The sequence below is a fragment of the Rhodovulum sp. DZ06 genome (assembly GCF_050586345.1).
Classification (GTDB): Bacteria; Pseudomonadota; Alphaproteobacteria; order Rhodobacterales; family Rhodobacteraceae; genus JBOCEF01.
The window spans coordinates 34,457-58,731 of record NZ_JBOCEF010000013.1 but is presented as its reverse complement, the minus strand read 5'-3'; the positions used below and the strand labels follow the sequence as shown (position 1 = coordinate 58,731).

Genomic DNA, 24,275 nt, shown 5'->3' with positions numbered 1-24,275 from the left:
GGGGCCCGGTCCTCACCCCGCCAGCGCGGCGGCGTGGTGGCGCAGGTGGTCTTCCATGAAGCTGGCGATGAAGTAGTAGGAGTGGTCGTAGCCCGCCTGCATCCGGATCGTCGCCGCCTGCCCGGCCTCGGCGCAGGCCTGCTGGAACAGGTGGGTCTTCAGCTCTCCGGCCAGGAAGTTGTCGGCCATGCCCTGGTCCACCAGGATCTCGCCCTCGAACCCGCGGGCCTTCACCAGGGCGCAGGCATCGTGCCCTTCCCAGGCCTTGCGGTCGGCGCCCAGGTAAGCGGTCATCGCCTTCTCGCCCCAGGGGCAGTTCAGCGGCGAGACGATGGGCGCGAAGGCCGAGACCGAGCCGAACAGCCCCGGGTGGCGCATCGCCAGGGTCAGCGCGCCGTGCCCGCCCATGGAATGCCCGAACACCCCCATGGCGGAGATGTCGAACGCGCCGCGCACCAGCTCGGGCAGCTCGCGCGTGATGTAGCTCTCCATCTGGAAATGCGGGGCCCAGGGGGCCTCGGTCGCGTCCACGTAGAAGCCCGCGCCCTGCCCGAGGTCATAGCCCTCGTCATCGGCCACGCCCTCGCCGCGCGGCGAGGTGTCTGGGCAGATCACGATCAGGCCCAGGTCCGCGGCGATGCGCTGGAAGCCGCCCTTCTCGGTGCAGTTGGCGTGGGAGCAGGTGAGCCCCGAGAGGTACATCACCGCCGGGCGCGGGCCCTTCTGCGGCGGGGTGAAGACCGAGAAGGTCATGTCGCAGGCCGTCGTCTCGGCCTTGTGGCGCAGCACGAGCTGGCGGCCGCCGAAGGCGCGCTGGTCGGAAATGGTGTCCATGGATCTTCCCCCGGGGGTTGGCGTCGGGTGTGGCGTTGCGGCGTCAACAAACCCGGAGCGCGCCGCGGGCGCAAGCCGTCCGGCGGCGCCCCGTGGGGAAAATCCGTCGCGGGGGGGCGCGTCAGCCCCGCCGCCCCCAGCGCCGCGGTGACGACGCCGTGGTCCAGCATCTCCCGCCCCTTCACTTCCCCGATCATGCGGAACACGTCCGCCGTCTCCTCCAGCGTCGCCGGGCGCTGGTAGACTAGGTCGGGAATGGTCGGGTGCTGCTCCAGGCGGCGGAGCATCGGCTCCATGTCGAACGGCGCCAGGGGATCGCCCGGGGCGCCGAGGGGGCGCGAGGCGGGCTCCCGGGTGTCGAAACAGGCGGCCTGGGTGAGGATGTTCAGCAGCACCCCGGTCTGGTCCGAGCGGGCGCCGAGCCAGGCCTCCTGCCCGGCGAACCAGGCGCGGTCCCGCGCGAGGTCGTTGTTCATCAGCACGGTGGTCTTGATGGCGCCGTCGGACCAGCCCGCGCGGTCGCCATACAGGCCGTCGGGCAGGTTAGAGGTCGACCGCGGTGAGGGCCTCGTTCGAGGCGCTGTAGGTATCGACCCCGTTGAAACCGGCCTGCACGGCGGCGAAATCGGTCGTCATCTGCTGGCGGACGGTGCTGCCGCGGGTCGGGATGGCGTCATCGGGGTCGAGATCGGGCTCGTTCCGCCCGCTCTGCGCATCCTGGAAGGTCACGAGGGCGGCGCGCAGGTCGTCGACCCCGGGCGTGGCGGCGCATGGGGGCCTCCGGGGGCGAAAGGGCCCGTGGAAAAAGAAAGGGCGTGGAAAAGCGCGGGCGCGGAAGAGCGCGAAGGCCGCGCGGAAAACCCGCGCGGCCCTGAAAGTGTCCTGACGTCGTTGAATGCGTCTTGAGGGCGGCGCTCAGCCTGCCGGGTCATGCTCCGCCACCACCTGCGCGGCGAGGGCGGGCAGGTCGGCCCAGTCGTCGAACCGCGCGGTGGGCAGCAGGGCGTCGGGGCTCGAATGCCGGTAGCCGTTCAGGTGCAGGATGAAGGGCAGGCCGCCGTTCTGCGCCGTCTCGGCGTCGGTCTCGGAATCCCCGACATAGATCGCCTCGCCCGCCCCGAGCGGGGCCAGCGCGCGTTCCAGCAGGCGCGGATCGGGCTTCAGCGCGCCGGGGATGGTGTCGCCGCCGACCACGCTCTCCACCATGTCGAAACCGAAGGCCGAGAGGGCGAGCCGCGCCTTGCCCTCGGGCTTCTGGGTGCAGACCCCGATCCGCCAACCCGCATCGGCCAGCGCCCGCAGCGCCGCGACCGCGCCGGGATAGGGCCCGGCGCCGCCCGCGCGCGGGTCATAGGCGGCGCGGTACTTCGCCAGCCACGGCTCGACATCGCCGTCCGGGATGCCGCCGGTATGGGTCAGCAGCCGCTCCACCTGCACCTTCTGGCCCTTGCCGACGAAGGTCTTGTAGGTGGCGACGTCCACCGGCTCCCGCCCCAGCTCCTCCAGCAGGGACAGGCCGGCCACGCGCAGGGCGTGGACGCTGTCGATCAGGGTGCCGTCGAGGTCGAAGATGGCGCGGGGGGCGTCTGGCATGGGGGTCTCCGGAATGGCGGGGGCGTCAGTGCGAGACGCTGTGCGAGAACAGGTTGATCACCAGCACCCCCGCGAGGATGAGCGCGAGGCCGAGGATCGCCGGAAGGTCCAGGACCTGCCCGGCCCAGAGCCAGCCGACGAGGGCGATCAGCACCACCCCGAGGCCGGACCAGATCGCGTAGACCACGCCGGTGGGGATGGTCTTGAGCGGTTCGGCCAGCAGCCAGAACGCGAGCGCGTAGCCGACCACGCAGACCACGCTGGGCCACAGGCGGGTGAAGCCGTTGGAGCGCGCGAGCGCGGTGGTGGCGATCACCTCGGCCGCGACGGCGGCGATCAGGAACAGGTGGGCGCGCAAGGGGGCCTCCTTCGGGGTGGGCGGCCAGCATCGGGCGGGCCGGGGACAAGGGAAAGGGGGCGCAGGCGCGCGCCGGGGTCAAGTTTTGTTGCGCCGGGAAAAGGTCTGGTTTCGCCGGCGGCGCGGGCGCGGGGCGCGGGGCGCGGCCTCCGTCAGCGTCCCTTCGGCCGGGGCGCCTGCCAGCCGCGGCGCACGGACATCACCCGCACCCCCGCCGCCAGCGCCGCGGCCCCGAGGCCGACCGGCGCGAAGGGCAGGCCCAGCCCGTCGCCGATCACCACCACCCCCGCGCCCAGCAGGGCGGCGAGCGCGTAGACGTCCTCGCACAGCACCCGCGGCGTCTCGCCCGCCAGCAGGTCCCGCGCCACCCCCCCGCCGATCGCCGAGAGCACCCCGAGCAGCGCCGCGGGCAGCGGCTCCAGCCCCATCCCCAGCGCCTTGCGGCAGCCCGCGACGGCGAACAGCCCGAGGCCCATGGCGTCGAGCACCATCACCGGGCGGGACAGAAGCTCGATCCCCCGGTGGGCGAAGAAGGCCAGCGCCCCCGCGGCCAGCGCGACCGCGAGATAGGTCGGGTCCGCCAGCGCGGCCACCGGCGTCGCGCCCAGCATCACGTCGCGCGCGACCCCTCCGGCCAGGGCGGCGGCCAGCGCCATCACCGCGATCCCGAACGCGTCCATCCCCTTGCGCACCGCCAGCGTCGCCCCCGACAGCGCGAAGACGAAGGTCCCGAGCAGGTCGAGCCAGTAGACGAGGGCGAGGGGGGCGAGGGTCATGGCGGCCTCCGGATCCGGGTTCCCCCGGGCATACGCCAAAAACGAACGCCCGGCGAGGTTTTCCCCGCCGGGCGTCCCGGTCCGCCATGCGCGGCGCGGTTACTTCACCACGATCTCCGGCCCCATGAAGGTCGTCGGCAGCCAGGTCGACAGCCAGGGGATGTAGGTGACCATGATCAGGAACACGAACAGGATCGCCAGCCAGGGCAGGGCGGCCTTGACCACCCGCATCATCGGCATCCCCGCCACGCCCGAGGTGACGAAGAGGTTGAGGCCCACGGGCGGCGTGATCATCCCGATCTCCATGTTCACCACCATGATGATGCCGAGATGGATCGGGTCGATCCCGAGGCTGATCGCGATCGGGAACACCAGCGGCGCCACGATGATGATCAGGCCCGACGGCTCCATGAACTGGCCGCCGATCAGCAGGATCACGTTGACGATCACCAGGAACATGATCGGCCCGAACCCGGCCTCGAGCATCGAGGACGCGATCTGCTGGGGGATCTGCTCATCCGTCAGAACGTGCTTGAGGATCAGCGCGTTGGCGATGATGAACAGCAGCGTGACGGTCAGCTTGCCGCCCTCGAACAGCGAGTCGCGGTTGGCCTTGGACATCGCGGCGGGGAAGAACAGCAGCGCCAGCTGCCCCAGCCCGCGGGCGATGGCCTTGCCGCCGAGGCCGAGCGAGGCGTTGAAGTCCTGGCCGGTCGCGGCCAGCTTGTCCCCCGCCTCGCGCAGGGCGAAGGCCAGCAGGGCGGCGGCGACGAACAGGAACAGCGCCAGGCCGACGGTGGCCCCGACGGAGACGCCCGCGAACAGCGCGATCAGCGACGGAACCACGGTCAGCGCCGCGATCAGCAGCATCACCGCCCGCTCGCCCGCCTGGCCGCCGAGCGCCAGCAGGCGCCCCGCGAACAGGATCACCGCGGTGAAGCCCGCGGCCCCGACCAGCGCCATCCAGGCCGCGAAGCCCAGCATCAGCGACAGCGACAGGTACAGGATCACCGCGACGATGGCGAAGCCCCAGATCCGCGCGCCGAGCTCGCCCACCGCGCGCTCGCCCTCCTGCAGCCAGGGCTTGCCCGCCAGCGGGCCCATGTCGCGATAGATGAACATCGCCACGAAGAAGGCGTAGACGGCCGAGACGGCGGCGGCCTCGGTCGGCGTGAACACGCCGCCATAGATGCCGCCGAGGATGATGACGATCAGGAACAGGCCCCAGGAGGCGTCGAGCGCCGCGGTCATCACCTCGCCCCAGCCGGGCCAGTCGCCCTTGGGCAGGTTGCGCACACGGGCGGCCACGTAGATGCCGATCATCAGCATAACGCCCGCCAGCAGGCCCGGGATCACGCCCGCCATGAACATGCGGCCGACCGACACCTCGGTGGCGGTGGCGTAGACGACCATGACGATCGAGGGCGGGATCAGGATCCCGAGCGTGCCCGCGTTGCAGATCACGCCCGCGGCGAAGTCCTTGGTGTAGCCCACCTGGCGCATGCCGGCGATGACGATGGACCCGACCGCGACCACCGTGGCCGGGGAGGAGCCCGACAGGGCGGCGAACATCATGCAGGCCACCACGCCCGCGATGGCGAGGCCGCCCGGCAGGTGGCCGACCAGCGCGATGGCGAAGCGGATGATGCGTTTCGCCACGCCCCCGGTGGACATGTAGGAGGAGGCGAGGATGAAGAACGGGATCGCCAGCAGCGTGGCGTGCCCGGCCATGGCGTCGAACAGCGTCTGGGCGATGGAGCCGAGCGAGCTGTCGGAGTAGAGCAGCAGGAAGACGGTGGAGCTGAGCCCCAGCGCGACCGCGATCGGCGCGCCGATCAGCAGCATCGCGATGATCATCGCGAAAAGAAGGGCGACGTCCATGGCTCAGGCCTCCTTGCGCGGGGCGTCATCCCCGTCTTCGTCTTTGTCGGCGTTGCGCGAGGCTTCCTCGACCGCGTCCTCCGCCTCGTGGCTGGCGATCAGCATCAGGCTCTCGCCCGTCCAGATGCGGATCGTGGCCTGCACGAAGCGCAGCAGCAGCAGCGCCATGCCCACGGGCAGCGCCGCGTAGGGGATCAGCAGCGGGATCTTCTCGTAGCGCTCGCCCTCGTTGAACCACTCGGAGAAGAGGGGGTTGAGGAAGGCGGGCATGTCGATGTCGAGGGATTCGTACCAGCCCTGGCCGCGCACGTCCTCGAACCCCGTGGGGATGAACCGCCCCGAGGTCGGCGAGAGGTTGGCGAAGGGGGCGAAGAAGTCCCAGCCGCCCTTCAGCAGCAGCGCGGCGTAGAGCACGCTCAGCACCCCGGCGAGCAGGCCGAGGGCCCGGCGCCCTGCGGGGCCGAACAGGTTGACCAGCGCGTCGACGCCGAGATGGGCGTTCTTCTTGACCGCGTAGCTGGCGCCCAGAAGCACCAGCCAGGCGAACAGGAAGCTGGTCATTTCCAGCGCCCAGAGGATGTTGTCGTTGAAGCCGAAGCGGGCGACGACGTTGGCGAAGGTGATCAGGGTCATCGCGCCGATGGTGATCGCGATCAGCGTCTCCTCGGCGGAATCGATGGCGCGGCCAAGCCGCGATGCGGGGGCTTGCGGTGTCATGGGGTCCTCGGGGCTCCTCGGGGGCGCCTGCGCGGGCGAAGGGCGCGCGGGGCGGCGGCAGGGCGGCGGCGGCGCGGCGGCGGGCGCGCGCCGGGCGGGGCGAAGCGCCCCGCCGCGGCGGCCTGTCCACTCGTTCGGAAAGGAAAGTCCGGTCGGGCCGGGCGCTCTGGCGGCGCGTTCCGGGCCCTGCTCCCGGCCGGGACGGACCCGGCCGGAAGGCGCGCTGGATCGGGACGGGCCCGATCAGTGCTTGGCGTTGATCGCCTGGGCGGCCTCGATGGCGTCGGCGCCCACGTCGCCCTCGAATTTCGACCAGACCGGCTTCATGGTGGCGACCCACTCGGCGCGCTGGGCGTCGGTCAGCTCGCGCACCACGCCGCCGGCGTCGATGATCGACTGCTTGGCGGCCATGTTGACCTTGGTGGACTCGGAGTTCCGGGCCGCGGTCACCTCGTCGAGGATGGTCTTGAGCTGGGTGCGCACGTCATCGGGCAGGCCGTCCCAGAAGTCGACCGAGGTGACGACGAGATAGTCGATGATGCCGTGGTCGGTCTCGGTGATGCCGTCCTGCACCTCGAAGAACTTCTTGCCCCAGATGTTCGACCAGGTGTTCTCCTGGCCCTGCACGACGCCGGTCTGCAGGCCGCCATAGACCTCCGAGAACGCCATCTTCTGCGGCGAGGCGCCCATGGCCTCCATCTGCGCGACCAGCACGTCCGAGGACTGCACGCGGAACTTCAGCCCGGCGGCGTCCGAGGGGACGAGCAGCGGCTTGTTGGCCGACATCTGCTTCATGCCGTTGTGCCAGTAGGCGAGGCCCTGCAGGCCGCGGCGGGTCATGGAATTCAGCAGCTTCTGCCCGGCCTCGGAGTTCTGGAACTCATCCACCGCGTTGATGTTCTTGAACATGAAGGGCAGGTCGAACAGGCGGAACTTCTTGGTGAACTTCTCGAATTTCGACAGGGACGGGGCGGCCATCTGCACGTCGCCCGCCAGCATCGCCTTCAGCACGGCGTCGTCGTTGTAGAGGGTGGAGTTCGGGAACACCTCCATGCACGCCTTGCCGTCCATCTCGGCGTTCACGCGATCGGCCAGCATGGTGGCGGCGATGCCCTTGGGGTGCTTGTCGGTGTTGGTGACGTGGCTGAACTTGATCAGGATCTCGCCGTCGTCGCAGGCGGCCATGGCGGCCGGGGCGGAAAGGGCGATGACGGCGGCGGCGGCCGCGGCGATCAGATTGCGCATGGGGGTCCTCCCTGGGGATCATGCTGGTCGTTTCGGGTCGTGACGCCGCGCGTCGGGGCGGCGCCGGCCCCGCGATGGGGGCTCGGACAAGCCCATGCAGGCCCCGTGCCAAGTCTTGAGAAACCGTAACCGGCGCCCGCGGGGCCTTGCGCCATGCGCATGGCAGGCATTCGCCGCGCGGGGTTGAAACACGCCCCATGCGGGATCTGTGCGGTCCCCCGCACATGCTGCGCGAGCGAATGTGCGGGCTTCCGCACAGGTTCCCGCCCCGGCGCATGCGCCTTGCGCATGGCGGGATTCACCCTTGGCGGCGGCGGGGGGCGACGGGGCGGGGGGCGACGGGGCGGGGTCGGCGCGGCCCTCAGCCCCGGAACGCCTCGGGCTTGATCCCGTGCCGGGCGAGCTTGTCGTAGAAGGTCTTGCGCGGCAGCTCGAGCGCCTGCGCCGCCTCGGACGCGCGCCCCCCGGACCGGCGCAGCGCGGCCTCGAGGAGCGATTTCTCGAACGCCTCCACCTGCGCGGCCAACCCGCGGGGCGGCGCGGCGTCCTCGGCCCCCTCGCCCGTCGGCCCGAGCTGCAGCCCCAGCCCCAGCGCGTACCGCTCGGCGACGTTCTTCAGCTCGCGCACATTGCCCGGCCAGTCATGGGTCGAGAGGCGGGCGAGGTCCGCCGCCTCCACCGCCGGGGCCGGGCGCCCGCGCCGCTCGGCCGCCTGCTGCACGAAGTGCCGGAACAGGAGCGGCGCGTCCTCCAGCCGCTCGCGCAGGGGCGGCGCCCGCACCCGGGCGACGTCGAGGCGGTAATAGAGGTCCTCGCGGAACTTGCCCGCCTCGGCCAGCGCCTTCAGGTCCGGCTTGGTCGCGGCGATGACGCGGACGTCGAGGGGGATCGCCTCGTTGCCCCCGAGGCGTTCCAGCTCCCGCTCCTGCAACACGCGCAGCAGCTTGACCTGGAGGTCGAGCGGCATGGATTCGATCTCGTCGAGGAAGATCGTCCCGCCCTCGGCATGTTCGAACTTGCCGATGCGGCGGGCGGCGGCGCCGGTGAAGGCGCCCTTCTCATGGCCGAACAGCTCCGATCCCGCGATCTCGGCGGGCAGCGCGCCGCAGTTCACCGCCACGAAGGGGCCGCGCGCGCGGTCCGAGCGGGCGTGGATGGCCCGCGCCGCCAGCTCCTTGCCCGCCCCCGTCTCGCCCAGCACCAGCACATCGAGCCCGGCGGCGGCGATCCGTTCCAGCCGCGCGCGATAGGCGCGCGTCACCTCGGCGTCGCCGAGGATCGCGGCCTCGAGCGTCCCGGCCTCGGCCGCGTCGATGCGGGCGCGCAGGGCGCGGTTCTCCTGCACCAGGCGGCGCTTCTCGGCGGCGCGGCGGGCGATCTCCACCAGCCGCGCGGGCGGGCAGGGTTTCTCCAGGAAATCATAGGCCCCGGCGGTCATCGCCTTCACCGCCATCGGCACGTCGCCATGGCCGGTCAGGATCACCACCGGCAGGTCGGGGTCGAGCGCCCGCACCGCGTCGAGCAGCGCGAAGCCGTCGCGCCCGGGCATGCGCATGTCGGCGATCACCGCGCCGGGATAGTCGGGCGACAGGATCGCCAGCGCCTCGTCCACGTTCCCCGCCTCGTCCGCGTGGATGCCGGCGAGGTCGAGCACCTGCGCCAGCGACTCGCGCAGCGCCGCCTCGTCGTCGACCAGCAGGATCCGCGGGTCATCCGCGCCGGGCGCGCCCGCGGCGGCGGCGGGATCGGCGCCCGCGGCCGGGGCAGGGGCGGGATGGGTCATTGGGCGGCCTCGATGCTGGCGGATGCGGCGGCGGCGGCGCTGGGCTGAAGCTCGACCGTGAAGACGGCGCCGCCGCCATCGCGGTCGCGCCCGCGGATGCGGCCGCCGAAGCTCTGGACGATGCCGTAGGAGATCGACAGGCCCAGCCCCGTCCCCTCGCCCACGGGCTTGGTGGTGAAGAACGGGTCGAACATGCGCCCCTCGGCCTCCTGCGCCAGGCCCGGGCCGCGGTCGCGGACCGACAGGCGCGCGGGGGCGCCGGGGCGGTCCGGGGGCGCGACCTCGATCTCCAGCTCCGGCGCCTGCTGACCGGACATGGCGTCGAGCGCGTTGCCGATCAGGTTCAGCGCCACCTGCTGCAGCCGCACCTGCCCGCCGCGGACCATGACCGGCTCGGGCGGCGGGTCGAAGCGCACGGCGACGCGCTCGGCCGCGATGCGCGCATCCATCAGCGCCAGCGCGTCGGCGGCGACGCGGCCGAGGTCCACGTCGGCGGCCGGCTCCCCTTCCTTGCGGGCGAAGGCGCGCAGGTTGCGGATGATGCGGTCCATGCGGGCGGTCAGCTCGGCGATGCGCTCGAGGTTCCCCGCCGCCTTCTCGGGGCGCCCGCGCGACAGGTAGACGGCGCCGTTCTCGGCGAAGTTGCGGATGGCGGCGAGGGGCTGGTTCAGCTCGTGGCTGATGCCCGCCGACATCTGCCCGAGGGCCGAGAGCTTGCCGGCCTGCACCAGGTCGGCCTGGGCGCGGCGCAGCGCCTCTTCCGCGGCGCGGCGCTCGGCGATCTCGCCTTCCAGCGCGGCGTTGGCGGCGGTCAGGTCGCGCGTGCGCTCGTCCACGCGGCGTTCGAGCTCATCGCGCGCCCGGGTCTCGATCGCCAGGCGACGCCGCGCGGCGTCCCGACGCTGCACCAGCAGCAGCAGCAGCGCGCCCATGGCCAGCGCCGCGGCCCCGGCGGCCAGCCCGGCATCCTTGGCGGCGGCGGCGGGGGGGGCCACGTCGATCAGCGCGTGGCCGGTCATCCCCAGCCGCGGCTGGTGGGCCGAGGCCATCACCGCGCGCGGCATCGCCACGTCCAGCGCCGCCCAGTCCGGCCCCTCGAGGCTGAGCGTCCCGAGATCGCCGCCATCCCAGGCCGGGGCGCGCGCCATGACGGGCATCGGCGCGATCTCCCGCCCCGGGTAGCGCCGGGCCTCCTCGATCCGGGCGCGGGCGTCCTCGGCCAGCGGCGCGCGCGAGCGGAACACCAGCCCGTGGCGGTTGGAGACGAACACCACCCCGTCCGGGTCGGTGAAGAACACGAGGCCCTCTTCCTCGCGCCAGGCGTCCTCGACCGCGTCCATGTCCGCCTTCACCGCCACCACCCCGATGGCGGCGGCGTCGAGGCGCAGCGGCCCCGCGAAGTACCAGCCGCGCTGGAGCGAGGTGGTGCCGAGGGCGTAGTAGCTGCCCAGCCCGCCATCCATCGCGCGCTGGAAATAGGGGCGGAAGGCGAAGTTGCGGCCGATGAAGGTCTGCTCGGAGGCCCAGTTCGACGCCGCCACGGTCCACCCCGCGCTGTCCATCACGTAGATGTCGAGCGCGCCGGTCACGTCCGCGATCCGCTCCAGCAGGGCGTTGAGGCGGGCGGTGCGGGCGACGGTGGGCTCGGCCGCGGCCTCGGCCAGCGGGGCGGCGTCGGCGAGCACGCGCGGCAATTGCCGGTAGCGCGCGATCTGCCCGTCGAGCCGCTGGGCCGCGGCCTCGAGCTTGGCGGCGGCGGCGGCGCGGGCGCGGGACAGCCCGTCCTCGAGGCTCGCGCGCCAGGCGATCCCGCCCGCGGCGGCGGGCAGGGCGCAGAGCAGGACGGCGGCGAGGGCGAGGCGACGGCGCATGGCGCGCAGTCTATCCGCGCCGCGCGCCGGGGGCGAGGGGGCGCGCGCGGGACGTGTCGTCGGGGCGTCTGCAGCGCGTGTCCGCCGCCGGTTGCGCGCGGGCGTGGCGACCGGCGCCCGGCGCCGGCCGGGCGGCTGCGTCCGACGTCGATGCAACGCGGCGCGGGCGTCGGCGATCCCGTGTCGGGCGGCTGCGCCGCGGCGCCTGCCGCCGGTGCAGCCGGTGTCCGTCGCCGGTGGGGCTCAGGCCGGTTTGACCAGCAGCTGGTAGGTCTGGATCGGCTCGCCCCGCACCTGCGCGCGCAGCGGGGCGCCGCCGGGCCCGCGCATCGGCTCGGCCCCCACCGCCCGGCGGATGGCCGAGCCGAGATTCATGTTCAAGGGCGAGCGCCCGGGCGCCTCGGCCCCGTAGGCGTCGCCGCCGATCGCCTCCTCGTAGCGGGCGCGCAGGGCCTCGTCCTCCATCGCCGCGCGGAACACGGAGAGGGTGAAATGCGCGTCGAACCGCCCCTTGGCGTCGAGTTTCCGGGCCAGGGCCTGCATTTTCTCCACCACGTCCCAGCGCAGGCGGATGGCGGCGGCGTGGTCCGGCGCCATGTGGCCGGACTTGGCGGCGCGGCGTTCCAGCAGGCGCTGGACATGCTCGGTCATCCCGAACCCCTTGGCCTCGGCCTGGGCCGAGAGCGCGTCGACCACCTCGGAGGACAGGCGCAGGGAGATCTTGGCGGTTTTCTGCATGCGGCGCGCTCCGGTCGGCTCGGGCGGCCAAGTTTAATGGGCGCCGGGCGGCGGTGCAACCGGCGGCGGACGCCGGACTCGGGCGGCGCGGGCGCGCCCTTGCGCGACCGGCGTCCTGCAACGGCTGCGGGGCCGGCTTCAGGGTATGTCGGACATCGGCTGAAGGGGCCGCGATCCGCCGCGGGGAGGGCGGCCCGGGGCGGGGTCAGTCGTTCTCGAGGTCCCGGTAGCACTCCGGCACGAAGCGGGGGGTGCAGAAGCACAGGAACACCAGGTCCAGCGGCCCGGTGTTGCGGATCCGCTGCCGCGCGCCCGCGGGGATGTCCACGCTGTCCCCGGCCTTCACGTCGCGCGTCACGCCGTCGACCTCCATCCGGCCGCGGCCCTCGCGGATCACGTAGCGTTCGTGCACGTCCACCAGCCGGTGCAGGACGGTGGTCACGCCGGGCGGCACGCGGGCCTCGGCCAGCGAGCCCTCGGGGTCGGAGGGGGTGTTGTACAGCTCACGGATGAAGCATCGCTCGGTCGTCCAGACCTCGTCGCGGCGTCGCGGCGACGGCGCGTAGGACGCGCTTTCGAAGCTCAGCGAAGCGAATGTGCTCGTCATCGTCATGAAAGTGACTTCTGGTTGCGATGCAGACGGAGGGCCGCGCGCGACCGTATCCTATTCGCGGCCGCAGAACTGCCTGCGCAACTCACTGTTCATTGGGCGTGGCGCGTTTTCAAGCGCCCATTTCCGCGGATTCCGTTATTCCCCCGTAAAATCAAGGGCCAGCGGCGTGCGGGCGGGCTGGCCTGCGGGGGCGGGGCGCAGTACGCTCCGGCCCCCGGCGCGCCGAATGCCGCGTGCGGGGCCGCACCCGTTCAAGGAGTCCGACTCATGACCGACCTGCTGATCCGCAACGCCTGGATCGTGCCCGGCGCCGACGGCGCCGCCCCCTTCCGCGGCGCGCTGGCCGTCTCGGGCGGCCGGATCGAGGCGCTGATCCCGGGGGGCGAGGCCGAGCCGCGGGCGGCGGAAACCATCGATGCGCAGGGCGGCGTGGTCGCCGCGGGCCTGGTGAACACCCATTGCCACGCGCCCGACAGCCTGTTCCGCGGCCTGGTCGAGAACCTGCCGCTGGAGCCCTGGCTGCAGACCGTGTGGAAGGCCGAGGGCGCGATCCTGTCGGAGGAGACCTGCCGCATCGGCGCGCGCCTCGGCTTCGCGGAGCTGGCGCTGACCGGCTGCACCTCGGTCATCGACATGTTCTGGCACCCCGAGCAGTCGGCCCATGCGGGGGCGGAGATCGGGCTGCGCACCTCCTGCGGCGGGCTGTTCTTCGACTTCCCGGGCATGGACAAGCGGGGGCCGGAGGGGCGCGCGCAGGAATGCATCGACTTCTTCGAGGCGTTCCCGCGCACCGACATGATGGTTCCGGGCGTGTTCCCCCATGGCTCCTACACCGTGGGGCCGGAGGGGCTGCAGAAGGCGCACGAGATCAGCAGCCGCTACAACGGGCTGTACTCGGTCCACGCGGCGGAGACGCAGGCCGAGAACGCCGACATCCTGAACCGCTACGGGAACACGGTGATCCGGCACATGCACAAGCTGGGGATCCTGGATGAGCGGACGGTGCTGGCGCATTGCGTGCATCTCGATGACGAGGAGATCGCGATCCTGGCCGAGACCCGCGCCGTGGTCGCGCATAACCCGGTGAGCAACCTGAAGCTGGCCAGCGGCATCGCGCGGATCCCGGACATGCTCAAGGCCGGGGTGCGGGTGACGCTGGGGACGGATGGGGCGATCTCGGGCAACGATATCGACATGTGGCTGGCGCTGCGTCTGGCGGCGATGCTGCACAAGGGCGCCGCGCAGGACGCGACGCTGGTGACGACCGAGCAGGCCTGGCGGATGGCGACGCTCTCGGGCGCCGAGGCGATGGGCCTCGGGGACGTGACCGGGTCTCTCGAGGTCGGCAAATACGCCGACCTGATGCTGGTGGACGTGAACCGCCCGCACGCGCAGCCGCTGTTCGATCCGCTGACGCATCTCGTGTATTCGGCGGGCAAGTCGGATGTGACCGATGTCTGGGTCGGCGGGCGGCGCATCGTGCGCGGCGGCAAGCTCGAGAGCTTCGACATCGCCCCGACGCTGGAGCAGGTGAAAGAGCTGACCCCGAAAATCGCCGCCTCCATCGCCTGAGCCTCGCGCCGGGGGCGGGCGGTCTCGGGGGGCGTGAAGCCCCCGCTCGGCCGCCCGCGGCGCGCTGCGCGCACCGGCGCGTCACACCGCCGACAGTCCTGTGATCACAAACGGAGCCGCCATGCTTCCCGATCAATCCGCCCGTCTTTCCGCCGCCTGGGAGGCCGTCGCCCCGCGCATCGGCGATCCCGTCGAGGTCGCGCTGGTGCTCGGCTCCGGCCTTGGCCAGCTGGCCGAGGCGGTGGAGGACCCGGTCTTCGTCCCCTATGGCGAGATCCCGGATTTCCCCGTCTCCACCGCGCCGATGCATGAAGGGCGCTTCGTGATCGGGCGGCTGCACGGGCGGCGCGTGGCGCTGATGCAGGGGCGCGTGCATCTCTATGAAGGGTGGAGCGCGCAGGACATCGCCCTGCCGGTGCGCCTGATGCGGCGGATGGGGGCCGACGCCCTGGTCGCCACCAACGCCGCCGGGGCGCTGGACCCCGCGCTGAAGCCCGGCGTTCCGATGCTGATCGAGGATCACCTGAACTTCACCGGCGTGAACCCGCTGACCGGGCCGAATGACGACGCCCTCGGCCCGCGCTTTCCCGACATGTCCCGCGCCTGGGACCCGGATCTGCGGGCGCTGGCTCTGGCGGCGGCGGATGCGGCGGGAGAAGATCTCCCCTCCGGCATCTATTGCGGCATCGCCGGCCCGTCGCTGGAAACCTCGGCCGAGCGGCGCTGGATGCGCTCCATCGGCGCGCACGCGGTGGGCATGTCCACGGTGCTCGAGGCGGTGACGGCGGTCCATTGCGGGATGCGCTGCGTCGGCCTCTCGGCCATCACCAACGCCGCCGATGGCGGGCCGGAGCAGCAGCCCGACACGATCGAGGAGGTGCTGGAGAACGCCGCCCATGCCGGGCGCCGCATCGCCGCCATCCTCGCGGAACTTCTGCCGAAACTGCCCTGAGCGCAGGGGGCTGACGGCCCCGGCCTGCACCGCCCCGGCGCGCCTGCCGCGCCCCGGCCCGCCATCCACGCGAGAGGCGCCGGGCCGGGTCAAGGATCGCCAAGCCGCAGGCGCGGGCGACGGGCGCAGCCCGCTTGTCCTTGACGCGGTCCGGGGCCGACCGACCCTTGGACCTGCGACCTGAAGGGAGGCCCCTCCCTTCAGGCGCGTCTCGGCAGGGTCCCGCCGCGCGCCGTCCCGCGCCCCCGCCAGCCATCCCGGGCGCCTCGCCGCGCCCCGGCGCGGCGCGCGGGGCCGAGCGGGGGCCCCGCGCCCCCCGAGGCGACGCGCTCCCCCCTCCCTTCATGCCCTCCATCCCATTCCCCGCGCCCCCGCTTCGGCTCACGAAATCGCGCGCGCGCCTTCATCGCGCGCCCAAGGCCGCCGTGTTAGCGTTTCCCAAAACACGAATGGGGATCGCAGCAGTCATGACACCCGAATCCGCCGCACCGGCAGCCGACGCCCGGGCCGCCCGCGCCGCGCCGCGCGGCCGCGCCCTGCGCGCCGCCGCCTCCGCCGGCCTCGCGCTCGCCCTCGCCTTCGCCGTTCCCGCGGCGGCGAAGGTCGCGCGCCCCTCGCCCTCCGAGGCCGCCTCGGTCGCCGCCATGGTCCAGGCCGCGAACGGGGGCGAGATCGACGCCCTGCGCGCCCTCGCCGCCGCGGCCTCCGACCCCGCCGCCAGGGCCCTCGCCGACTGGTTGTCCTTGCGCGAGGGGACCCCCTCCTGGTCCGACTACGCCGCCTTCCTGGCCGATCATTCCGGCTGGCCCGGCGCCTCCCGCCTGCGGGCCGAGGCCGAGCGGGCCATGCCCCCCAACCTGCCCGCGGGCGCCATCCGCCGCTTCTTCGAGGCCGAGGCCCCCCGCACCGGCATCGGCGCCTTCGCGCTGTCCCGCGCCCTCGCCGCCGCGGGGGACCGCGCGGCGGCCGAGGCCGAGGCCGCCCGCGCCTGGACGGAGCTCTCCCTCACCCCCTCCGAGGAAGACGCCCTCCTCGCCGCCCATCCGCAGACCCTCTCGAAGCTCCACTGGCAGCGGCTCGACATGCTCCTGTGGCGCGGCCTCGCCGGAGAGGCGGAGCGCGCCGCCGCCCGGCTCGGCCCCGCCGAACAGGCGCTCGCCCGCGCCCGCTCCGGCCTCAACGCCCGCGCGCGCGGCGTCGACGGGCTGGTCGCCGCCGTCCCCGCCCGCTACGCCGACGACCCGGGCCTGGCGTGGGAGCGGTTCGACTGGCGCTGGTCCCGCGGCCTGCGGGACGGGGCCGAGGAGATGCTGCTGGAACGCTCCGCCTCCGCCGCCGCCCTCGGCCGCCCGGAGGTCTGGGCCGACCGGCGCCGCATCCTCGCCCGCCAGGCGCAGCGGGACGGGCAATACGCCCATGCCTACCGCATCGCCTCCAGCCACCACCTGTCCGAGGGGTCGGACTATGCCGACCTCGAATGGCTGTCGGGCTGGCTGTCGCTGCGCTTCCTGGACCGGCCCGACCGCGCGCTGACCCATTTCGAGCGCTTCGCCGCCGCCGTCGAGACGCCCATTTCCCTCGGCCGCGCGGGCTACTGGCGGGGCCGCGCGCTCGACGCGCTGGGCCGGACCGCGGACGCGCGCGAGGCCTATGCCGCCGCCGCCCTGCACCAGACCAGCTTCTACGGCCAGCTCGCCGCCGAGAAGCTCGGCGGCGCCCCCGACCCGGTGCTGATCGCCGAATACCCCGTGCCGCACATGCCCGAGGTGGAGTTCGGCCCCCCGCACCTGATGCGCGCCGCCCTCCTGCTGCACGCGGCCGGAGAGGACCGGCTGGCGCGCTGGTTCTTCCTGTCGCTGGCCGGAGAGGCGCGCGGAGAGACGCAGTTCGCCGCCCTCGCCGGGCTGGGGCTGGAGATCGGCCGCCCCGACATCGCCGTGCGCACCGCCAAGATGGCGGCGCGGGAGGGCGGGCTGCTGCCCGCCGCCTATTACCCGGTGACCGAGCTTGCGCGCCATGACGGCCCGGTCCCCGTCGCCCTCGCCCTCGCCGTCGCGCGGCAGGAGACGGAGCTGAACCCCCGCGCCATCTCTCCCGCCGGCGCCCGCGGGTTGATGCAGCTGATGCCCGGAACCGCCAAGCTGGTCGCGGGCAAGCTGGACATTCCCTATGGATTCAACCGCCTGACCGAGGACTGGCGCTACAACGCCACCCTCGGGCGCACCTACCTGTCCTGGCTGATCGAGGAATTCGGCGCCTATCCGCTCGTCGCCGCGGGCTACAACGCGGGGCCGCACCGGGTGCGCACCTGGCTCGAACGCTATGGCGACCCGCGGGGCCGCGGGGTCGAGGCGATGGTCGACTGGATGGAGACGATCCCCTTCCGCGAGACCCGCAACTACGTCCAGCGGGTGATCGAGGGGATGCATGTCTACGAGGTGCGCCTCGCCGGCGCCCCGAAGCCGCCGCGCATGGCCGCCCTGCTGGGCGAATGACCGGATGTCGGCGCGGTGATCGATGCGCTGATTGACGCTGCGGCGCCTTGAGGCCGCCGCGCGGCGCATTAAGTGAACGTCACGGCCTGAGGGGGCCCGGACGCGCGGGAGGGACCCGGCGCGCCCGGGCCCCTTCGCGTCTTTGACGGCCGGATGATTGATGAAAGGAGCTTCCCATGCGCCTGCATGCCAGGACCCTGAAATCCGTTCTTCCCTCCGCCCGGGCGCTCGGCGCCGCGGCGGTCGCGGCGGGCCTCGCGCTCGGGCCGGTGGCCCCGGTGCTCGGCGGATCCGTCGCCGTCGCCGCGCCCAAGGGCTGCCCGCCGGGCCTCGCCAAGCAGGGCCGCTGCGCCGAGAAGGGCTATGGCCATGACCATCGCCACGAGGAGCGCCGCCGCTGGGCCCGCGGCGACCATGCCCCGCGCGACCGTTACGTGATCATCGACGGCTGGCGCGACCGCGGCCTGGCGCCGCCGCCGCGCGGCCATGTCTACGTGCGGATGGATGGCGAGCTGTTCCTGATCGCCACCGCCACCAGCCTGATCGTGGACATCCTGGCCAACAACTGATCGCGGCGATCCTTCGCCGGAAAAAAGGGCCGGGGCGTGGATGCGCCCCGGCCCCTTTTCGTTCGCTCCCCCCCGCGCCGGCGCGGCTCAGCTTCCATAGCTGATCCGGCGCGGACCCTGCATCGACAGCGCCTCCGACCCGTTCACGGTGAAGGGCAGGTCGGTGGCGGTGCATTTCGCGCGCGCCGGGCGGGCCAGCCCGGGGTCCTCGACCACGTTGAACCGCTCCCGCACCCCGGTGAACAGGGTGTCCTTCCCGACCCGCAGGCGGGTGCGGTCGAGGATCATCCGCGCGACCTCGTCCTCGAACAGCGAGGCGCCGGTCCTGTAGGCCGTCGCGCCGCAGATGGTCATCCTGTAGCCGTCGTTATACGCCCGGAACCAGTGCTTGTAGGTGTCGCCCGCGGTCCAGTTCTGGGTGTAGGTCCGGTAGGTGAAATCGACGTCGCGGTCCTCGGCCGGGCGCTGGGCGATCCCGGCGGCGCCGGAGCAGCCGGACAGCGCCGCGGCGGCGAGGCCCGCGCAGATGCGTGCGTGAAGGCGCATGGAAATGACCTCTCCCTCCCGGGAAATCGTTCAGGTCGCCGACCATGGCGGGCGGCCTGTTCGGCCGCAACCGCGCGTTTTCGGCCGTGGCGTCAATTGCGCCGCGCACCCGTTCACGCCCCGCGGCCCGGATCGGGGTGCGGGGGCGCGGCGGGCGCGCGATGGGGCCGGGGCGGGCGTCGGGCGGGCGCGCCGGGCGCGGGTCAGGGCAGGAGGATCGGCGCCCCTTCGAACCCGCGCTTGCCCAGCGACACCGAGCGCGGCGGCTTCACCACCACCTCCGGCGCGGCGTCCCAGCGCCAGGGGAGCTCGGTGGCGACGCAGGTCGCCGTTTTCGGGCGGGGAAGGCTGCGATCATACACCGCCGTCACCCGGCCGCCCATGCCGCGCAGCGCCGTCTCGCCCTCGATCACCGCGCGGGCGCCCGCGATCATCCGCTGCGCCGTCTCCCGGGCGTAGGGCGCGTGGGCGAGGTGCACCGCCACGGCCGAGCAGACCGCCAGCCGCCCCTCGTGCTCGGCGGCGCGGGACCAGTACTGCATCCGCAGGTCGGTCCCCGGAACGCCGTGCTCGGAGAGGGTGAAGCCGTCGTCGACCGGGCGGTCCGGCAGCGGCGCGGTGCCCAGCGGCGCGGCGCAGGCGCCGAGGCCGAGCGCGAGGCCGAGGGGAAGCAGGGCGGCGCGGATGGGGGAGCGGATGGGGGAGGGGGCGTGCATGGCGGTCTCCTGCCGGGCGGCGTCCGCCGGCATGGCGCCGCCGCCCCTGCAGCCGATATAGGCCCGGGCCCGCGGATGCGAAAGGGGCGGCGCATCGCTGCGCCGCCCCTTTGCTTTCAACATGATGCGCCCCCAGGCGCCCGGGCGGATGGCCCCGACGTCCCGCGGCCCGCGCCGATCACTTCGGCGCCATTCGGCCCGCGCCGATCATTTCGGCGCCATGCGGATCGCGCCGTCGAGGCGCACGGTCTCGCCGTTGATCATCGGGTTGGTGACCATGAAATGCGCCAGATCCGCGTATTCCGACGGATCGCCGAGCCGCGCCGGGAACGGCACCTGGGCGCCGAGGCTGTCCTGCGCCTCCTGCGGCAGACCCTTGAGCATCGGGGTCAGGAACAGGCCCGGGGCGATGGTGTTGACCCGCACGCCGGTGCGCGACAGGTCGCGCGCCATCGGCAGGGTCATGCCCACCACGCCGCCCTTCGACGCCGAATAGGCGATCTGCCCGATCTGCCCGTCGAAGGCGGCGACCGAGGCGGTGTTCACGATCGCCCCGCGCTCGCCGTCCTGGGTCAGCGGCTCGGCCGTGGCCATGCCCGCGGCGGCCTGCGAGGCGACGTTGAAGGTGCCGAACAGGTTGATCTTCAGCGTGGTCAGGAACATGTCCGCGTTGTGCGGGTTCCCCTCGCGGTCGATGGTCTTGGCCGCCCAGCCGACGCCGGCGCAGTTGATGGCGATCCGCTCCTGCCCATGGGCGGCGCGGGCCTTCTCGAACCCCGCGGCGACGCTGGCCGGGTCGGTCACGTCGACGTCGCAGAACACGCCGCCGAGCTCCTTCGCCACGGCCTCGCCCAGCTCGGCGTTCTTGTCGAAGATCGCGACCTTCACGCCCTCGGCGGCCAGGCGGCGCGCGGTGGCTTCGCCGAGGCCCGAGGCGGCGCCGGTGATGACGGCGGCGATTTCGCTGGAAAGCTTCATTGTTTTTTCCTCCCGTTCAGGGTCACGCGCCCATCTGGCGCGCGATGATCAGTTTCTGGATGTCCGACGTGCCCTCGTAGATCTGGCAGACGCGCACGTCGCGCCAGATCCGCTCGACCGGGTAGTCGGAGAGATAGCCGTAGCCGCCCAGGACCTGGATGGCGTCGGAACACACGCGCTCGGCCATTTCCGAGGCGAAGAGCTTGGCCATCGCGGCCTCGCGCAGGCAGGGGATGCCGGCGTCCTTCATGCGGGCGGCGTTCAGCACCATCTGTCGCGCGGCCTCGAGCTGGGTGTCCATGTCCGCGAGGCGGAACTGCACGGCCTGGTGCTCGAAGATCGGCTTGCCGAAGGACTGGCGCTCGCGGGCATAGGCCAGCGCGTGGTCGAAGGCGGCCTGCGCCATGCCCACGGACTGGGCGGCGATGCCGATGCGGCCGGTTTCAAGCGACGACAGGGCGATGGCGTAGCCCTGGCCCTCGGCCCCGATCAGCGCGTCGGCGGGCAGCGCGAGGTCGTCGAAGGCCAGCGCGCAGGTGTCGGAGGCCCGCTGGCCCGACTTCGCCTCGACCTTCGAGACATGGAACCCCTCGGCGTCATTGGGGGCGATGAAGGCGCTGATGCCCTTCTTGCCCGCCGCCGGATCGGTGACGGCGAAGAGGATCGTCGCCCCCCCGATCCGGGCCGAGGAGATGAACTGCTTGGCGCCGTTGATCTTCCAGCCATTGCCCGACTTCTCGGCCCGCGTCTTCACCGCCGCCGCGTCGGACCCCGCCTGCGGCTCGGTCAGCGCGAAGCAGCCGATGAATTCGCCGCGCGCGGCGGGGCGCAGCCAGCGCTCCTTCTGCTCCGCGCTCGCGAAACGGTCGAGGATGGCGAGGAACGGCGCGTTGTGGACCGACACCATGGTCGACACGGCCCCGTCGCCATGCGCGATCTCCATCAGCGCCAAGGCGTAGGAGACGTAGTCCGCCCCCGCCCCGTCCCAGTCCGGGTCGATGGTCATGCCAAGGAACCCGAGCGCGGCGAGTTCCGCCCGCACCTCCGGTTCGATCAGCGCCGCCTCGGCCCGCGCCTCGGCCCCGGGGGCGAGCTTGTCGCGCGAGAAAGCCCGCGCCGCGTCCCGGATCATCTCCTGTTCTTCAGTCAGCATTCCTGTCCCCCCCTCAGCCCTTCTTTTCGGGCTTGGGCGCGGTCGGGGCGCCCGCCTTCTTCCAGGCGCCGTAGCCGCCCTCGACATGCGCCACCTCCAGGCCCAGCGTCTGCGCCACCTGGGCTGCAAGGGCCGAGCGCAGCCCGCCCGCGCAGAAGAAGACGAACTTGTTCCCGGTCTGGAACACGTCCTTGGTGTAGGGGCTGTCCTCGGCGATCCAGAATTCCAGCATCCCGCGCGGGGCGTGATAGGCGCCCGGCACGATCCCGTCGCGTTGAAGCTCGCGCACGTCGCGGATGTCGACGAAGGTGATCCCGTCGACGCCCAGGAGCGGCTGCGCCTCCTCGACGGTCAGCGTCTCCACCGCCGCCTCGGCCTCGGCCAGCATCTCGGTCAGCGTCTTTTTCGGTGCGGTCATGGTCGGCCCTCCCCGGCCCGGATCAGCGGCGCATTGTTATGCGAGTGAACATTTATGTCGATGATCTTTTTCGCGCGCCGCGGGGGCGGGAAAAGACCATCTTCTGGCCCGACAGAACCTCGGCCGGCCCATGCCAGGCATAGGCGAGCAGCGAGGGTTCGTGGTCGGCGGTGGTGATGCGGTGGGTGCGCCCCGGCGGGTTGAAGATCAGCGAGCCGGGGGCGAACACGCCCGCGTCGTTCTCGGACACCGAGCCCGAGAGGGTGACGTAGCTTTCGGTCAGCCCGTCATGGGCATGGGCCGGGTAGGTGCAGGACGGGCCGAACAGCACGAGCCCGAGGATCACGTGTTCCGACACCACCGGGCCGAAGGGCCCGGCGATCTCGGCATAGGCGTATTTGCGGCCCAGCCCCGCGGGCACCTTGTCATAGCCGTAGAGCCAGGACAGCTCGGGCGCGACATGCTCGAGGCTGCGCACCACCGATCCCGTGACCTGCATCCGCCCGTTGTCGAGCGCGCGGGCGAAATGGGCGGTGACGGGCTTGGTCTCGGGCGCGCGCGGGCGCACCGGGGCGTCGGCGGCGATCACCTTGCCGATGGCGTCGCGCACGGCCTTCATGTGGCTGCGGATCGGCTTGGAGCCGCCCGCGCTGCGCCGCCGGTACAGCTCCTGGAACTCCCGCAGCAGGTAAAGCCAGTCGGGCCGGTCCGACAGCCGCAGCTCGGCATACTCCGCCGCCGACATGTCCGCCGCGGCGGCGGCCGCCGCCCCGACCTCGGCGGCGGCGGCAGGGGCGATGCCCTGCGCCAGCGCCTCGGCCTGGGCGGTGTCGCCGACGGCCTGCGCCTCGGGGTCGAAGCCCGGGGCCGCCTCTTTGGCAGGCGGAGAAACGCCCCCTTTCTCGCTACTCATGGCCGCTCTTCAGATGTCATCAAACTGCCGTCGAAGAATCTCGACCAAGGCCAATGCGGCCTCTCTGTCGAGCTGGATAGTTTGGCTCGTGGAACCCTTCTTCTGTCGGTCTTTCGAGCCGAACGTAGCGAGATTCACCATCGGCTCGCCATGCACTTCCACAAAGGAGAAGCTGCATTCTGTTTCGGTATGCGGCCGTGCATTGGGGTTGTGCTGACCCTCGTGGAAAGACGTGATCCTAGCCATTGCCTCACTCCAATTCGAGCGCGACGGCCGTGCCTTCGCCGCCGCCGATGCAGATGCCCGCCATGCCGCGCTTGCCGCCGCGGGTCTCGAGCGCATGGAGCAGCGTCACCAGGATCCGCGCGCCCGAGGCGCCGATGGGATGGCCGAGCGCGCAGGCCCCCCCATTGACGTTCAGCTTCTCGCGCGGGATGCCCAGCATCGCCTCGGCGGCCATCGGCACCACGGCGAAGGCCTCGTTCACCTCCCACAGGTCCACGTCCTCCACGGACCAGCCGCAACGCTCCAGCATCGCCTTCATCGGCGGCACCGGCGCGGTGGGGAAGTCGCCCGGCGCGGCGGCGTAGGAGGCATGGCCGCGGATGGTGGCGCGGATCGGCAGCCCCCGCGCCTCGGCCTCGGATTTGCGCATCAGCACCAGCGCCGCGGCGCCGTCCGAGATCGAGGAGGAGTTGGCGGGCGTCACCGTGCCGTCCTTGCGGAAGGCGGGCTTCAGGGTGGGGATCTTGTCGGGGCGGGCGTTCTTCGGCTGCTCGTCCTCGGCCACCGTCACCTCGCCCTTGCGGGTCTTCACCGTCACGGCGGCGATCTCCCCGGCGAAGGCGCCGGATTTCCCGGCCTCGAGCGCGTTGGACAGCGAGCGCAGCGCGTATTCGTCCTGCGCTTCGCGGGTGAACTGGAACTTCGTCGCGCAGTCCTCGGCATAGGTGCCCATCAGGCGGCCCGGCTCATACGCGTCCTCGAGCCCGTCGAGGAACATGTGGTCCTTCACCTCGCCATGCCCCAGCCGCGCGCCGCCGCGCATCTTCGGGAGCAGGTAGGGCGCGTTGGTCATCGATTCCATGCCGCCCGCGACCATCACCTTCGCCGAGCCGGCGAGGATCTGGTCATGCGCGGCCATCACCGTCTTCATGCCCGACCCGCACATCTTGTTGAGCGTCGTGGCGGGGACGGATTCGCCCAGGCCCGCGTGGAACCCGGCCTGGCGGGCGGGCGCCTGGCCCTGGCCCGCGGGCAGCACGCAGCCCATCAGCAGCTCGTCGACGGCGGTCGCCTCGACGCCCGCGCGCTCCAGCGCCGCCTTGATCGCGGCGCCCCCGAGCTCGGAGGCCGTCAGCGCGGACAGCTCCCCCTGGAAGCCGCCCATCGGGGTGCGGGCGGCGCCGACGATGACGACGGGATCTTCGGTGGTCATGGCGGGTCCTCCTTGTCGCTCGGGCCCGGTCTGCTGCCGGTGAACAAGCGTTCAATTGTTGCGCGCACGGTACTCCCATCCCCGGGCGCGATCAACCACAGGGAACGGCGCCGCCG

25 protein-coding genes are annotated in these 24,275 nt (G+C 72.5%); 4 read left to right on the top strand and 21 right to left on the bottom strand.

Annotation, left to right across the window (positions count from 1 at the left end):
• Window positions 1-12: 12 nt before the first annotated feature.
• From fghA to ACQ5SO_RS08195, 13 genes are all read right to left on the bottom strand, one after another.
• Window positions 13-834: an S-formylglutathione hydrolase gene (gene fghA, locus ACQ5SO_RS08255; protein WP_430941111.1), complete on the bottom strand. Its 822-nt coding sequence runs from the start codon at window positions 832-834 to the stop codon at window positions 13-15.
• Window positions 750-1,310: a hypothetical protein gene (locus tag ACQ5SO_RS08250; protein WP_430941110.1), complete on the bottom strand. Its 561-nt coding sequence runs from the start codon at window positions 1,308-1,310 to the stop codon at window positions 750-752. The genes fghA and ACQ5SO_RS08250 overlap by 85 nt, the downstream gene beginning before the upstream one ends.
• Window positions 1,311-1,377: 67 nt before the next feature.
• Entirely contained in the window at window positions 1,378-1,563 is a 186-nt protein-coding gene (locus tag ACQ5SO_RS08245; RefSeq protein WP_430941109.1) for a hypothetical protein, read from the bottom strand.
• Between the two features lie 186 nt (window positions 1,564-1,749).
• Window positions 1,750-2,427, bottom strand: coding sequence for an HAD-IA family hydrolase (locus ACQ5SO_RS08240; RefSeq protein ID WP_430941108.1), 678 nt, complete (start codon window positions 2,425-2,427; stop codon window positions 1,750-1,752).
• A gap of 25 nt (window positions 2,428-2,452) precedes the next feature.
• Window positions 2,453-2,785, bottom strand: coding sequence for an SMR family transporter (locus ACQ5SO_RS08235; protein ID WP_430941107.1), 333 nt, complete (start codon window positions 2,783-2,785; stop codon window positions 2,453-2,455).
• A 152-nt stretch (window positions 2,786-2,937) separates the two neighbouring features.
• Complete coding sequence (locus ACQ5SO_RS08230; RefSeq protein WP_430941106.1) at window positions 2,938-3,561, bottom strand: trimeric intracellular cation channel family protein; 624 nt, start codon at window positions 3,559-3,561, stop codon at window positions 2,938-2,940.
• A gap of 99 nt (window positions 3,562-3,660) precedes the next feature.
• The gene (locus ACQ5SO_RS08225; protein ID WP_430941105.1) at window positions 3,661-5,442 is read right to left on the bottom strand and encodes a TRAP transporter large permease; all 1,782 of its coding nucleotides are present in this window, start codon (window positions 5,440-5,442) and stop codon (window positions 3,661-3,663) included.
• 3 nt (window positions 5,443-5,445) lie between these two features.
• Window positions 5,446-6,159 (bottom strand): TRAP transporter small permease, encoded by a 714-nt coding sequence (locus ACQ5SO_RS08220; protein WP_430941104.1) that lies wholly within the window; start codon window positions 6,157-6,159, stop codon window positions 5,446-5,448.
• Window positions 6,160-6,402: 243 nt separating this feature from the next.
• Window positions 6,403-7,404: a DctP family TRAP transporter solute-binding subunit gene (locus ACQ5SO_RS08215; RefSeq protein WP_430941103.1), complete on the bottom strand. Its 1,002-nt coding sequence runs from the start codon at window positions 7,402-7,404 to the stop codon at window positions 6,403-6,405.
• Window positions 7,405-7,765: 361 nt separating this feature from the next.
• Entirely contained in the window at window positions 7,766-9,187 is a 1,422-nt protein-coding gene (locus tag ACQ5SO_RS08210; protein WP_430941102.1) for a sigma-54-dependent transcriptional regulator, read from the bottom strand.
• Window positions 9,184-11,058, bottom strand: a complete 1,875-nt coding sequence (locus ACQ5SO_RS08205) for a sensor histidine kinase (protein WP_430941101.1) — start codon at window positions 11,056-11,058, stop codon at window positions 9,184-9,186. The genes ACQ5SO_RS08210 and ACQ5SO_RS08205 overlap by 4 nt, the downstream gene beginning before the upstream one ends.
• A gap of 243 nt (window positions 11,059-11,301) precedes the next feature.
• A complete protein-coding gene (locus ACQ5SO_RS08200; RefSeq protein WP_430941100.1) occupies window positions 11,302-11,796 on the bottom strand; it encodes a hypothetical protein in 495 nt (164 codons plus the stop codon).
• Between the two features lie 205 nt (window positions 11,797-12,001).
• Window positions 12,002-12,409 carry a cupin domain-containing protein gene (locus ACQ5SO_RS08195; RefSeq protein ID WP_430941099.1) on the bottom strand — a complete coding sequence of 136 codons (408 nt, stop codon included), beginning with the start codon at window positions 12,407-12,409 and terminating at the stop codon, window positions 12,002-12,004.
• 267 nt (window positions 12,410-12,676) lie between these two features.
• Here ACQ5SO_RS08195 and ACQ5SO_RS08190 point away from each other — a divergent pair, with 267 nt between their 5' ends.
• The 4 genes from ACQ5SO_RS08190 (at window position 12,677) to ACQ5SO_RS08175 (ending at window position 17,997) form a co-directional block, all read left to right on the top strand.
• Window positions 12,677-13,981, top strand: a complete 1,305-nt coding sequence (locus tag ACQ5SO_RS08190; protein ID WP_430941098.1) for an amidohydrolase family protein — start codon at window positions 12,677-12,679, stop codon at window positions 13,979-13,981.
• A gap of 121 nt (window positions 13,982-14,102) precedes the next feature.
• A complete protein-coding gene (locus tag ACQ5SO_RS08185; protein ID WP_430941097.1) occupies window positions 14,103-14,933 on the top strand; it encodes a purine-nucleoside phosphorylase in 831 nt (276 codons plus the stop codon).
• A gap of 467 nt (window positions 14,934-15,400) precedes the next feature.
• Window positions 15,401-17,428, top strand: a complete 2,028-nt coding sequence (locus ACQ5SO_RS08180) for a lytic transglycosylase domain-containing protein (protein ID WP_430941096.1) — start codon at window positions 15,401-15,403, stop codon at window positions 17,426-17,428.
• A 176-nt stretch (window positions 17,429-17,604) separates the two neighbouring features.
• Window positions 17,605-17,997 carry an RcnB family protein gene (locus ACQ5SO_RS08175; protein WP_430941095.1) on the top strand — a complete coding sequence of 131 codons (393 nt, stop codon included), beginning with the start codon at window positions 17,605-17,607 and terminating at the stop codon, window positions 17,995-17,997.
• A gap of 87 nt (window positions 17,998-18,084) precedes the next feature.
• On the opposite strand, the gene ACQ5SO_RS08170 is transcribed toward ACQ5SO_RS08175, so the two are convergent.
• The 8 genes from ACQ5SO_RS08170 to ACQ5SO_RS08135 form a co-directional block, all read right to left on the bottom strand.
• Entirely contained in the window at window positions 18,085-18,543 is a 459-nt protein-coding gene (locus ACQ5SO_RS08170) for a hypothetical protein (protein ID WP_430941094.1), read from the bottom strand.
• 203 nt (window positions 18,544-18,746) lie between these two features.
• Window positions 18,747-19,259 (bottom strand): hypothetical protein, encoded by a 513-nt coding sequence (locus ACQ5SO_RS08165; protein WP_430941093.1) that lies wholly within the window; start codon window positions 19,257-19,259, stop codon window positions 18,747-18,749.
• Between the two features lie 207 nt (window positions 19,260-19,466).
• Window positions 19,467-20,237 carry an SDR family NAD(P)-dependent oxidoreductase gene (locus ACQ5SO_RS08160; protein WP_430941092.1) on the bottom strand — a complete coding sequence of 257 codons (771 nt, stop codon included), beginning with the start codon at window positions 20,235-20,237 and terminating at the stop codon, window positions 19,467-19,469.
• Window positions 20,238-20,259: 22 nt separating this feature from the next.
• The gene (locus ACQ5SO_RS08155) at window positions 20,260-21,390 is read right to left on the bottom strand and encodes an acyl-CoA dehydrogenase family protein (RefSeq protein ID WP_430941091.1); all 1,131 of its coding nucleotides are present in this window, start codon (window positions 21,388-21,390) and stop codon (window positions 20,260-20,262) included.
• A 13-nt stretch (window positions 21,391-21,403) separates the two neighbouring features.
• Window positions 21,404-21,808: a rhodanese-like domain-containing protein gene (locus tag ACQ5SO_RS08150; protein WP_430941090.1), complete on the bottom strand. Its 405-nt coding sequence runs from the start codon at window positions 21,806-21,808 to the stop codon at window positions 21,404-21,406.
• Between the two features lie 52 nt (window positions 21,809-21,860).
• The gene (locus ACQ5SO_RS08145) at window positions 21,861-22,553 is read right to left on the bottom strand and encodes a dimethylsulfonioproprionate lyase family protein (RefSeq protein WP_430941139.1); all 693 of its coding nucleotides are present in this window, start codon (window positions 22,551-22,553) and stop codon (window positions 21,861-21,863) included.
• Between the two features lie 177 nt (window positions 22,554-22,730).
• Window positions 22,731-22,967, bottom strand: coding sequence for a hypothetical protein (locus tag ACQ5SO_RS08140; protein WP_430941089.1), 237 nt, complete (start codon window positions 22,965-22,967; stop codon window positions 22,731-22,733).
• 4 nt (window positions 22,968-22,971) lie between these two features.
• Window positions 22,972-24,159, bottom strand: a complete 1,188-nt coding sequence (locus ACQ5SO_RS08135) for a thiolase family protein (RefSeq protein ID WP_430941088.1) — start codon at window positions 24,157-24,159, stop codon at window positions 22,972-22,974.
• Window positions 24,160-24,275: the final 116 nt, after the last annotated feature.